Source organism: Allobosea sp. BE125 (assembly GCF_031456075.1).
In the GTDB taxonomy this organism is placed as follows: domain Bacteria; phylum Pseudomonadota; class Alphaproteobacteria; order Rhizobiales; family Beijerinckiaceae; genus Allobosea.
Genome location: NZ_JAVDTY010000019.1, coordinates 1 through 11,345, shown reverse-complemented (window position 1 = coordinate 11,345; position 11,345 = coordinate 1). Strand labels below are relative to the sequence as shown.

The following is an 11,345-nucleotide window of genomic DNA, read 5'->3' as shown; positions in this document are numbered from 1 at the left end:
GGGCTAAAAGCCGCTCTCTTTCATAGAGGTGCGCATGAGCAAGATTGTCTTTGAGCATGCCAAATGGATGCCTTCGCAAGGGTCAGTGCCCGGCGCTTCAACGGCGCACGGCATCAAGCATACGGTGGAGGTCGAGGATCCACTGACGCAGCCCAAATTGGCGCAGGCTGAACTCCAGTTTCTATTCTGGTTTCAGGCGAACAACCCTGGCTGCGAGCTTTTGGAGTGGGCAGCCAAGGACGCAGCCACGGGAACGGTATTCTCGCAGTACCGAAGCCATGTCCGTGCGATCACAGAACGAGTGGAAATTCAAAAGAACCTCGTTCGACAGCACGATGAGTTGATCGATCGAGATAGCCGCCTCACGCGCCTCAAGCTCTTGGACTAACCGGCTCTAGCGCTGGATACGCTATGAAACAATTGATGGGCTTTATCCTAGCTCTGGCGCTTTTAATCATCGGTTTCTCGGGCATAAGGAGCAAATCGCGGAGCGAGGGTGTGTTGACGCGAGGAATGCTGAACTGCGGTGCATTCGTGCTATCTCTGTCGTTGTTCTCAATTTGGCTAAGGCTGCTTGAGCCTTTGCTTATCCCTACGATAGTTCTGGGCAGCGGATTCCTGATCTACTTTTACGTGCTCCACCGCAGTTGAACTGAAAAAAGCCCCGCCCGTCCCGAAAGACAAGCGTGCAGAGTGGTTGTCAGGGCATAAACCGAAGGCTCAGGAGCCCTCTATGCTGCAGGTGCAGGCTCTATCGGGGCCATGGGATGAAGGCCCCGAGCTTCGACGCGATAAAGCCGCCAACACCGGCCATCAGCACGATGATCCAACGGACCCCTCGCGCCTGCATCAGAATGTCATGCATGGCGGCGACCTTGTCGGCCATGTCGTCTACCTGTTCCGTCAGATGCTTGACATCGCGCTCCAAGGCGATGACCCGGTCTCTGGTATCCGTCATGTCAGTCACGGCCGGCTCCAGCACCCGGCTGCTGCGCCGCGTTCAAAATGGATATCGATGCGGCGAGTATCGGCGGGCGTGGCGCCCTGCACCGACATCAGGCTGTCGGTGATCACGCCGCAGGGCCTATCGACTGGCCCCGTCGGCTGGCAGGCAGAGGCCGCGAGCGCGGTCCCAAGCGCCAGTGCAATTCTCAACCGTGCGGCTCGCATCATCGGCGCGCTTCCTTGCCTTGTCGTTGGAGAGTTGGATTGCGGAACGGGCGGCCTCGCCGCCAGCCTCGAAACGGTTCCAGCCATAGAGGCCGATGCCAAGCGCGAGCGCAGCCACGGCCCAGGCCTGCCACGGCACGTGCCGCAGCGCCGCGAGCGCCGCCGTCACGCCCGCACCGCGAGATCGAGTGCATCAGCCCGGGCCGCCGCCCGGCGCTGGGCGAGGAAGCGATAGCCGAGCCCGCCGATCGTGATGACAGCGCCGGTGACGACGAACGCGGCGACGATGTTGCCGATGATCATGCTGTTGCCGGCAAGGGGCGCGAGCACATCCTGCGCCTGCTGCAGCACGCCGCCGAGGCCACCTGCAGCCACGCCGCCGCCGATCGCGGCATCCCCGCCCGCCATGGCCGGCAGCGGCCGGGCCTGGTCGAGCGTCGCCTTGACGTTGCCGCCGATCGCCGGAACCGCCTCCGCACGGAAGGATGGCTGTGGATCTTTGCCCGAAGCCCAGGCCTGGCCGAGAGAGCGCACTCCAGTGACGCGCCCCATCCAGCCCTTGCCGAAATCGGGCCAGGTCCGCAGCGCCTTCAAGAAGGCCATGCGGCGCGCGCAGGTAGCGGCGATCAGCGCATCATGATCGGGATGCGCCGCCACGGCCGCCAACGTCGCCTCGCCAAGATCGCCATCGACCTTCACGCCGCCAAGCGCGCGCTGCAGCCACTTCACACTCTGCGTCGGCCCAGAATTCACCGCACCATCGAACACGACATAGTCGACGCCGGGCGGCAGATCGTCACCGCGCACGGCATCCCAATATTGCGCGCGATAGATCTCGTCGCGCTCGACCGGCTCCATCAGGTAGACATCGCGCTTCAGCCGGCCCTTGCGGGCGCGATAGCCGTCATAGACGCGCTGGATCACGCCCTGATTGGTCCGCCCGCCCGGATCCCTAGGGTGGTTTGCCTTACCGCCCTCATGGACGAGAACAGCCTTCAACGCCTTGGAGAAATTCTGCGCCGTCATAACCGATGCTCCAGACATGAAAAAGCCGCCCGGAGGCGGCGGACATATGTTGGCGATGTTGAGCGCGCTAGGCGCCGATCAAGCCGTGGGTGAAGAGCGCGGCGTCAAGCGACCGCAGACGCGCCTCCAAGGCCGCGATACGGTCGCGCGAAGCCTGCGCCTCGGCTTGCACATAAGCAGCAGACACCGTACCGGCCGCCGCTGTCGCGAGCGCAGCCTTGCTGCCGGTGCCTGTCATGGCCGTCCATCCGGTATCGCGCGCGCCGACAACCTTCACGGCGTTGATCTGGTAGACGGCGGCAGCGCTGACAAGATTGAACGCAGCGAGGGTAAGGCGCGCCTTGTCCGTGCCGGCGTTGTTCCGCCAGACGTCGAGATCGGTGTCCCAATACTGCGTCGTCACGGCCGAGCCCCCGTTCAACATAGAATATGGGGTGCCGGCGTTGTTGTGGATGAAGAACTGACGGAACGTGTTGGCTAGGCCGGTGCTCATGGTAAAACCGGCCTGCGAAGTGCCGGCTGCGTCTTCGTTATGCGAGCGTGTTTGGAGGTAGGCGTTCGGCAGGGGCGCTCTATTCCACCAGACGCCGTTGTGGCTCTGTGATGGAATCAAGGAGCCGGTGCGCACGATGTTCGAGAAGACGTTCGAGGTGTTTCCCGAATTGTCGAGGATCGCGCCTGTATTGCAGAACTGCGCGTTGAGATTGTTGCCGCTTATGCGCGCCGCACCAGCATCGAGCTGGAGGAGATAGGAGCTGCGCGCCGCGCCGCCGAATTCCTCGGCCTGAATGTTCGACAACTGCACGTTCTGTGCATTGGCGCTAAAGCGCATCGCCGGGTAACTGTTCACGCCGGCATAGCTCGTCGTGTAGAAGATGATGTTCGACAGCATCATATTGCGGGCGTCGAACACAAGCCCTTCTCGCTGAGTGCCACCGATGCGCGTGTCGCTGATCTGAATCGCCCGCGTATAGCTCGCTCCGATATCCGCGTCGATCTGGATAGACGATAGATCCGCCGCTCCCTGACTCAGGTCGCCGGCCGTGAGATTGTTGATATCGGAGCCAGTGATCTTGAACCCAGCACCAGCTTGAATCCACACAGCTCGCTGCTTGAAGCCCTCGGCCTCTATGTCGTGCGCGTTCAGGAACGACGGATACCAACTGGAGTCCCCCGCAGAGTTCTTGACGACCATGCCGTACTTCGCATGGAGCATGCGCAATGACTGCGCCGTGACGGTATAAGCCGCTCCATCCCACTCGAAGCAGGTTGCATCGCTCCATTGGCCGGTGAGCACGATATTGCGGATCGCGAGGACGTCGGAACGATCCGCGTTCGATGCACCGGCAACAAACTTCAAGCAGACGGGAGTTGCGCCCTGCGTCGCCGAGATGAAGCAGTCCTCAAGCGTGGTACTGTTGCAGCGCGGCCCGATATCGATCCCGATCCAGTTAGCCTCGGACTGGATGCGGGAGAATTTCGTATTGAAGGCCGCCCTGACCTTGATCATCGTGCCGCCGGTCTTGGCCTGCGCGCCAAGATACATGCCCGCGATGACCTGACCGCGAGTGTTCACCGCTATGGTCGGATCGCCGATTTTGAAGCAGTCGTTCGATCCGTTCTGAAAATCGACCAGCGTGGCCTGCGGGCCGTCGCCGAAGAGGCCCACATTCGTACCGATGTAGGGAAGGTCACCGGCGACGCGCCAACGGCCCTGCGGAATAATGCCGATTCCACCGCCCGAGGAGCCATTGCTCCTCGAGTTGAGGAAGGTGATCATCGCCGAGAGGGCTGCGGTATTGTCGAAAACGCCATCCCCTACGCCGCCGAAATCGATGATGTTGACGACATCCTTCAGTTTGGCGTCGAGCGTGCGCGCGACAGCGCCAGTGCCGCTCTGGAGCCAAGTGCTGGACTTGGCGTTCGCAAGGATGCCCTGCTTCGTCCGCAGCGGCGACATAACCTTTTCAACGTCGGTCCCGGCTTCCGCCTGTGCCTGTGTGGCAAAGTCGTCTTCAGCCAGTGGCGGCCCGACAAGGCCAGGGCGAAACCGCATTTTCAGCGAGGACGGTCCGCGCGCGACAATGCTGACATCGGGCATCAGAAATTCCCCTCGGTAATGGTGACGGAGCCGTCGAAGACCTGGATCGTCTTGCCGGTCGCTGTGTGGGTGATGCGGCAGCCATGCTGGTATCGACCGGCGCAAAGGCGCATCGCCTCAGGCGGCTGGAAGGTGATGGTGTTTTCGCTGGGGTCGACAGCCAGGCCGTCGCCGCCGGTGAGCGACAGGACCGGACGGCGGTCGCGTTTCAGCTCATAGGCGTAAGCGTAGTCCGCCCACGGAAAATCGGAACCGTCCGCGAGCGTCCATTCGCAGGTGAATGCGAAGGTCTCGTCATCGGTCGCGGAAACATTGAGCTGATAGGCAGCGCCGGCCATGGCGGCTCCTCATGAAAAAAGCCGCCCGGTGACGGGCGGCTTGGGGACGATTCGGATTGGCTGAAACAGCCGGAGAATTGGCAAGGTTTGATATGGACTCCGCGCCCGACCCTACGGCAGGATCAACAAGCTGAGGGACTGCTTGCGGGCGACGACACATGAAGAACCTGCTTCTCTGGTATCTGCCGCAGGCGGGCCTTTTCTGCGGAACGGTTTGGCTTGTCTACGTCGATTCAATAGCGAGCGGTCAGCAGCCAAATGTCGGTGGCATGCTCATCGCCGGGGCGGTGATCGCCGGCGTCTACACCGCCGCAGTCATAGCCGTGCGGGATGCCCCTTTGCATTTGCGGGGCATCGGGCGCTGGGGGCGCCGTTCTTTTGCAAGCCTGCTCTTGGCTATCCTCGTTGTTGCCTTCGGCCCCGGCTTGCCGATGGTATTCGAGACAGGAGACGTCCGTTCGTACTTGTACCGTTCATTTATTATATTCGGGATTCTTGGACTAATCTGGGCCACCACCTTGGCGTTGTGGCACAGCTTCACCGTTCGGAAGTCAAACGCATCTGCTGCGCCAGAACCAGACGTCGAGTGGATCGCCAAAGGCAGCCGGCCCTCGCCCCCCGGTTCCCTGACGCATTTGCGGCAGGATCGCTGAATGAACGGTGAGAGCATTTTGGATCCGCCTGGCTCGCTCTGGCGACCCGGATCACCTTGGGTTGGGCGTGTGCGAAGGTAAAAGGGCGTCCCGATCGACAACGCTGCGGACCGAATCGGCGCAGCCATCTCATCATGGGCCTATTTGCGTGGTTGCGCGGCCGCGATGGCCTGCGCGGTCATGGCAGCCAGCCGGATGGCGAGAGCCTGAGCCTGACTGGAACCAGGCGCGGCCTTCGCCAGCCGCCTGAACGTCTCGATTCCCGTCGGGTCGGTGATGAGCCGGGCGATCTCTTCCGTATTCTGCCCCAACTGCCACCGCTCATAGATTTCCGTGGCCTTTTTCGGCCATTTGATACGGCCGGCCGCCAGCATCTCGGCAGCGTCTGCGACCATCCCACCGCCCTTCAAGATATCCTCCGTCTGCTTGGTGAAGGCGGCTTGCGAACCGGGGCGCAGGCGCTGGCCGGTTGCGCTCAGGATCTTCAGGAACTCGTCAAAGCCCTGCAGGAGTTCCGGGCCGCCGATACCCTGGATCGCAGCTGCGAGGTTTTCCGCCCGCTGCGAGTTTCCCTTCAGCGCGTCGACGAAGTCCGCGCCTACGAACTGGTTCGCTTTGGCTTGAATCGTCTGGGTCGCATCATTGAACACGCTCTCGACATGGGCGCGGACGAGCTGGCGCGCGGCCGTGGCGTTTCGCTGCGTCAGAGCCCCGACGGTATCCGTGATTTCCCGAGCGCTCCCCGCCAGAGGGTCCTTCGGAAACAGCACCGCGATCGCCTCGCGCGTGTCGATGTCGCGCTTGGCAAGCTTCCCAAGCGGGCCAGCCATCAGCGGCTCGAGATAGCGCTGGCGCAAGGCTTCCTGCTGCGCCCGTGCGGCCTCATATGAGCCGACTTGCGCAGGCTGCGTGGCCGCCGCCGGCGGCGTCGCGCGATCTATGATTCCGGTCGCCTCTTGAATCGTATCATCGGCCGCGCGGCCGATGGTGGGACCGAGGGTCGAGGGCGCCTGGGATTGCGGGGCGATGGTATCAAATGCCCGCCGGCTCGCCGCCTCGACCTGCGCCGGGCGCTGGGCCATGAAGCTGCCCATGATATCGCCGCCACCGACGGAATCCTCGGTGAAGCGCTGAAGGTTCATGAGACCTCTGCCGCCGCCATTGGATACGTGCGCGATGGCCTCCGGCCACGTCAATGCGATGCCGCGCGCTTGAGCCGCCTGCATGAGCTGCCCCGCCGCGACAAGGGTCGCCTCATCAACGCCGCGCAGACCGGCGGAAAGGGCCGTCGCCGGGGCGGGACGAGTTGCGAGAGCAGCAAGACCTCCAGTCACCACTGCCGCGCCTCCGCGCGCCAACGGTTCAAGAGGCGTTCCCTCCGTCGCCTGCCCCGCCCGCTGTCCTCGGGCGCAGAGGCCGGGGCCTTCGTATCATCGGAAGCCTTCGCGTTATCATCGTCTTGAGCGATCATGTCTGGTCCTATCCGCCCATCCAGGCGCCGCGTCCGCGCGGGCTTCGCGGGCGGCGCTCCTTGGGCTGCCGATCCCTGACAGGCTCGGCGAAGGTCAATGCGATGGCGTCCCAATCATCGGGCGACCGGATTCCGCGCGCTCGCATATGCTCTTTGCTTTCGAGGAGCAGGCGCTGGTTCGCGTCGTAATGGTAGGACGGGCCGCAGGCATCGGCCTGCAAACCGTCCAGGTCTGGAATGTCGGCGCCGCCGGGCTCGTCGAGCCAGTCGCGCGAGCGCTTCCACATCTCGGCCCGGCGATTACGCGGGCCCGGCTTCTTCGTGCCATCAGGCAACAATTCGACCGGCTCCTGCGGCTCGGAGCCGAAATTTACGGGCACGACGATATCGTCATAGGGCGCGCCCCAGGAGTGCAGGATGTCGACGACGCCGGCGCCGACACCGCCGACATCGACGAACACCCTTGCCGGCTTGTCCAGGTCGATCACCTGCCTGATCCAGTTTGCGCCAGCGACGACATCGATCTTCGCCTTGCTTTCGGTCCTGCTGACCTGACGTCCCCGGCGCCAGGCCAGCGCAAAGCGATCGTCGCCGAAGCGCGCCGGGTCGGCGCCGATGACAAGCGGCCCGATGCCCTCGCAGCGCGCCTTGCGGGCGCGCAGCACGGCGTCCGATGTGATGAAGCTGTCATGGCCGGTGAGCTGGAAGGCCTCGGCGGCGGTTGCCGGATATTCCTGCTTGAACAGCAATTCGTCCTTCAATTCGGCGATCTTGGCGCGGCGCCAGGCCATCTGCTCCAGCGTCAGGCTGTGCGCCCCGGCATAAGCCTGCTCGTCCGCGTCGAGCGCAAAACCGTCCGGAACCGGCCGGCGATACTCGTCCTGCCAGAACCAGGGGATGAAGATCGCCTCATAATCGCCGATACCGGCCTCGGCCTGCTGCCAGCGCGCATGGAACTCGCCGCCGACGCCATTGGCCGTGCTCTCCAGCACGATCTCGGTTCCCGGCAGATCGGGGATGGCCTGGACGACGCCGGCGAAATGCGTCGCGGCATTGGGCCAGAACGCAACCTCCGAACCATGGAAGAGCTGCACCGTCTGCGAGCGCCCGACCGCCCTGGCGCCCGCGGTGCCGACGGCATAGCCGCTCTCCAGCCTGGAGAAGGAAAGCTCCCTCGCATTGGCCGCGCCGGTCTGCGGTTTCAGCAGCCGCGGACAGTGCTGGTGGTAGCGCTCGACCATGCCGAACAGGTTGTTCGTCGCCTCCCGCTCATGCGTGAGAATGAAAACCCGCACGCCCCGCGCGTGACTGGCGCGCCAGTAATAGCGCCCGCCGATATAGGTCGAGATGCCTTGCTGGCGGCCCTTGAGCACGAGCGCGCGAACCTTGCCGGTGCGCGCCCGCTGCGCCTCGAGGCGGCCATGCAGATAAAGCTGCGCCTGGTTGAGCTGGAGCGGCGCGATCGCGCCGGTCTTGGTCCGGATCCGCAGCGCCTTCTCCGCATAAGGCTCGAACTCAGCCCGCAGCCTCAGGCGGATCGCCCTCTCCTTCGGGCTCATCTCCCTGGGGTTCATTTCCTCGAGGCTCATGGTCTTTTGGCCCATCGTCTCGGGGCTCATCGTCGAGCGCAGCGAGCGCGTCTTCATGGCTGAGCGCGATGCCGCCGCTCTGTTCGACCGTGGCAAGCTTGGCATGGACATAAGGGGCTGCTGCCTTGGCGATCTCGAACCGAGCCTTGGGCTCGAGGCTCTCGTCGCGAAGCATGGTGAGCATGTAGTCGAGCGGCGTCAGGCCGCCCTCGGCGGCCGGCCCCGCCTCAGCCCGGCGCGTCGTCGCGCCGGCCTTGCGGCCCGTCCTTGCAGCGCCCCTGGCCATGTCTGGATCTTTGAACTGAAGGCTTCGCTTGCGCCCGGCCTGAAACAAAAACGCCCGCGAGCGATTGGCTCCGGGCGGCAGGCACAGATATTCACAGTGAGATTGAGACAATGGACCCATCATAGGATCATTGTCAATAGGCCTTTGAAATAATTCTTACGAGATTTGTAGGCGCGAAGCGCATAGGCCGCCATCGCCTCACCCCTTCCCTATCGAGGCGCGGGGAACCCTCTCCCGTAGGGAGAGGGCAGGGTGAGGGGTAGGCCGTTGGACCAGTCACGTGATGTCCTCACAGCGAAGCAGGGGTGAGGTCACGGCTAAAGCTTCAAACGGCCTACACCTCACCCCTGCCCCTCTCCTTACAGGAGAGGGGTTCCCCGCGCCCTTTCCGTTATGCTCGGGCGGAGCCCTTGGATCTCAGGGACAAGCGGGATCGCGAGGCGGGTCATCAGCGGCTCGCATTTCCACGAAAGCGCACCGCGCCGTTGGAGATGAAGGCTTACGGCACCGTCATGGTCGCTCACGCCGGCGCAGGATCATGCCGGCATGATGCAGGGTGTCGGCGTCGACGAACTCGCCATCGGCGGTGAAGCCGGTGTCGTCCCAATAGGCGATGCGGTTGCCCGTCACTTCATAGCGCCCGCGATAAGCGCCTTCGCGCGTCCCGCGCGCCTCGACATAGCGGCCGCCGGGCAGCAGTTCATGGCGGATCCGGTTGTCGTCGGTCGTCCACATCCCGACATAGGGGTGGCCAGCTTGGCGGTCGTCGAGTTGGGAATGACTGGCCTGCGCCATGAGGTTCTCCGTAAGGGCGATGGTTGTGAGCGCGGCGGCGAGACCTGCCGCAGTGAGGCTTAGCCGGGCGCGCATCAATGCGGTGCCTTGGTCGCGCGGATGACAATCTCGTTGACGTCGACATCCTCGGGCTGCTCCAGCGCGTAGCGCACGGCCCGGGCGATGGCGTCCGGCTGGAGCGCGATCGCCCGATAGCTCCGCATCGCCTCGGCCGCCGCGGCATCGGTGATGGTGTCGGCGAGCTCACTTTCGACGACGCCGGGGTGGATGCAGGTGACCCTGATATCGCTGTGCTCCTGGCGCAGCCCGTCCGAGATCGCCCGCACCGCATATTTCGTGGCGCAGTAGACCGCCGCCGTCGGGGAGACGCTGAGCGCGCCGATCGAGGCGATGTTGACGATGTGGCCCGAGCCCCTGGCCGTCATCTCCGGCAGGACGGCGGCGATGCCGTAAAGGACGCCCTTGATGTTGACATCCACCATGGCGTCCCACTCCTCGACCTTCAGCGAGGCGAGCGGGGAAAGCGGCATCACGCCGGCATTGTTGATGATGACGTCGACCCGCCCAAAATGCCCGCGGGCGGCATCAGCGAAGCCGGCGACCTGGTCCCGGCGCGTCACGTCGAGGCGGCCATATTCGACCTCGGCGCCCAGCTGCCGCAGCTCCAAGGCGAGCTCTTCGAGTCGCTCGACCCGGCGCGCGCCCAGCATCAGGCGGGCTCCGCTAGCCGCAAGCTCGCGGGCGATGCCGGCGCCGATGCCGCTCGATGCCCCGGTTATCAAAACGGTCTTGTCCATGGCCATGCTCCATTCCTCTGATGCGGCTCGGCTGGTGGCGCCAAGCCAGTGAGCGGAAAGATGGAGGCTTCCGGCTGTCGCCGGTATCTGGCCAAGAGGCGACAACTTGGTTAGTATCCCTAACCAATGACTGTAGACATCAATGCGCTCGCAACCTTCGTCCTGGTCGCCGAGGAGCGGAATTTCCGCGCGGCGGCGGACCGCCTCGGCGTCACCCGCTCGGCCGTCAGCCAGGTGATCCGGCGGCTGGAAGACGAGATGGGCATCGCGCTTGTCCACCGCACAACCCGCAGCGTCGGCCTGACCGAAGCCGGCGAGCGGCTCCATGCCGAGATCGCCCCTCCCCTCGCCGAGATCCGCGCCGCGACGGAGGCGACCCATCACCTCGGCGCAGGGCCGCGCGGCCAGTTGCGGCTTGCGGTGTCCTCCATCGCCGAGAGCTTCCTCTCCGGTCCGCTGCTGCCGAGATTCACCGAGGCCTGCCCGGAGGTTGAGCTCGATATCCTGGTGACGGATGAGGAGATCGACATCGTCGCCTGCGGCTATGATGCGGGCGTGCGCCTGGGCGAGGTCATCGAGCAGGACATGATCGCGATCGCGGTCTCGGGCCCGCAACGGCAGATCCCGGTCGCCGCGCCTTCCTATCTCGCGCGCCGGGGCAGGCCCGGCCATCCCAGCGAGCTCACGGCGCATCGCTGCATCGGTTGGCGCCCGGCGCCGCGCACGGCCCCCTATCGCTGGGAGTTCACGGAAAGCGGGCGCGACTTCGCGGTCGATGTGAAGCCGGAGGTGACCACCAACGACATGGCGCTGATGATACGGATGGCGGTCGCCGGCAGCGGCATAACCATCGGATTGGAAGAAACGTTTCGATCAGCGATCGCGCAAGGCACGCTCGTGCCCCTGCTCGAGGCGTATTGTCCGTTCTTCCCCGGCTTCTACCTGTACTACCCCAACCGCCCGAACATGGCGCCCAAGCTCAGGGCCCTGCTCGACCATGTCCGCAGCAACCGGAATCGCTAGATGTGGAGCCTCAACAGGTTGTCCTCGTCGAGAGCGAGTCTGCTGATTGGGATTTTGGCATTGATGCCACCGTGTGGTCGATGCCAGTTGTAGTGA

The 11,345-nt window shown here is 64.1% G+C and carries 12 protein-coding genes; 3 read left to right on the top strand and 9 right to left on the bottom strand.

The window, feature by feature from the left end; translation table 11 throughout:
- The first annotated feature begins 34 nt into the window (after positions 1 to 34).
- Positions 35 to 388, top strand: a complete 354-nt coding sequence (locus tag J2Y55_RS28945) for a hypothetical protein (RefSeq protein WP_310160208.1) — start codon at positions 35 to 37, stop codon at positions 386 to 388.
- A 363-nt stretch (positions 389 to 751) separates the two neighbouring features.
- On the opposite strand, the gene J2Y55_RS28940 is transcribed toward J2Y55_RS28945, so the two are convergent.
- From J2Y55_RS28940 to J2Y55_RS28925, 4 genes are all read right to left on the bottom strand, one after another.
- The gene (locus tag J2Y55_RS28940; protein WP_310160205.1) at positions 752 to 967 is read right to left on the bottom strand and encodes a hypothetical protein; all 216 of its coding nucleotides are present in this window, start codon (positions 965 to 967) and stop codon (positions 752 to 754) included.
- 368 nt (positions 968 to 1,335) lie between these two features.
- On the bottom strand, positions 1,336 to 2,196 hold the full coding sequence (locus J2Y55_RS28935; RefSeq protein ID WP_310160203.1) for a glycoside hydrolase family 108 protein: 861 nt from the start codon (positions 2,194 to 2,196) through the stop codon (positions 1,336 to 1,338).
- 67 nt (positions 2,197 to 2,263) lie between these two features.
- Positions 2,264 to 4,297: a glycosyl hydrolase family 28-related protein gene (locus tag J2Y55_RS28930; RefSeq protein ID WP_310160202.1), complete on the bottom strand. Its 2,034-nt coding sequence runs from the start codon at positions 4,295 to 4,297 to the stop codon at positions 2,264 to 2,266.
- Entirely contained in the window at positions 4,297 to 4,635 is a 339-nt protein-coding gene (locus tag J2Y55_RS28925) for a hypothetical protein (RefSeq protein ID WP_310160200.1), read from the bottom strand. The genes J2Y55_RS28930 and J2Y55_RS28925 overlap by 1 nt, the downstream gene beginning before the upstream one ends.
- Before the next feature lie 158 nt (positions 4,636 to 4,793).
- Between J2Y55_RS28925 and J2Y55_RS28920 the strand changes: the two genes are divergently transcribed.
- Positions 4,794 to 5,288, top strand: coding sequence for a hypothetical protein (locus J2Y55_RS28920; protein WP_310160198.1), 495 nt, complete (start codon positions 4,794 to 4,796; stop codon positions 5,286 to 5,288).
- 140 nt (positions 5,289 to 5,428) lie between these two features.
- On the opposite strand, the gene J2Y55_RS28915 is transcribed toward J2Y55_RS28920, so the two are convergent.
- The 5 genes from J2Y55_RS28915 to J2Y55_RS28895 all read right to left on the bottom strand — a co-directional run bounded on the left by J2Y55_RS28915 (position 5,429) and on the right by J2Y55_RS28895 (position 10,232).
- Positions 5,429 to 6,514, bottom strand: coding sequence for a hypothetical protein (locus J2Y55_RS28915; RefSeq protein WP_310160197.1), 1,086 nt, complete (start codon positions 6,512 to 6,514; stop codon positions 5,429 to 5,431).
- 253 nt (positions 6,515 to 6,767) lie between these two features.
- Positions 6,768 to 8,318, bottom strand: coding sequence for a hypothetical protein (locus J2Y55_RS28910; protein ID WP_310160196.1), 1,551 nt, complete (start codon positions 8,316 to 8,318; stop codon positions 6,768 to 6,770).
- Positions 8,275 to 8,634, bottom strand: a complete 360-nt coding sequence (locus J2Y55_RS28905; protein WP_310160195.1) for a hypothetical protein — start codon at positions 8,632 to 8,634, stop codon at positions 8,275 to 8,277. The genes J2Y55_RS28910 and J2Y55_RS28905 overlap by 44 nt, the downstream gene beginning before the upstream one ends.
- 510 nt (positions 8,635 to 9,144) lie before the next feature.
- Entirely contained in the window at positions 9,145 to 9,429 is a 285-nt protein-coding gene (locus J2Y55_RS28900) for an Atu4866 domain-containing protein (RefSeq protein WP_310160193.1), read from the bottom strand.
- A gap of 74 nt (positions 9,430 to 9,503) precedes the next feature.
- Positions 9,504 to 10,232 (bottom strand): SDR family oxidoreductase, encoded by a 729-nt coding sequence (locus J2Y55_RS28895; protein WP_310160191.1) that lies wholly within the window; start codon positions 10,230 to 10,232, stop codon positions 9,504 to 9,506.
- Positions 10,233 to 10,352: 120 nt separating this feature from the next.
- Between J2Y55_RS28895 and J2Y55_RS28890 the strand changes: the two genes are divergently transcribed.
- Positions 10,353 to 11,249: a LysR family transcriptional regulator gene (locus J2Y55_RS28890; RefSeq protein ID WP_310160190.1), complete on the top strand. Its 897-nt coding sequence runs from the start codon at positions 10,353 to 10,355 to the stop codon at positions 11,247 to 11,249.
- Positions 11,250 to 11,345 lie beyond the last annotated feature (96 nt).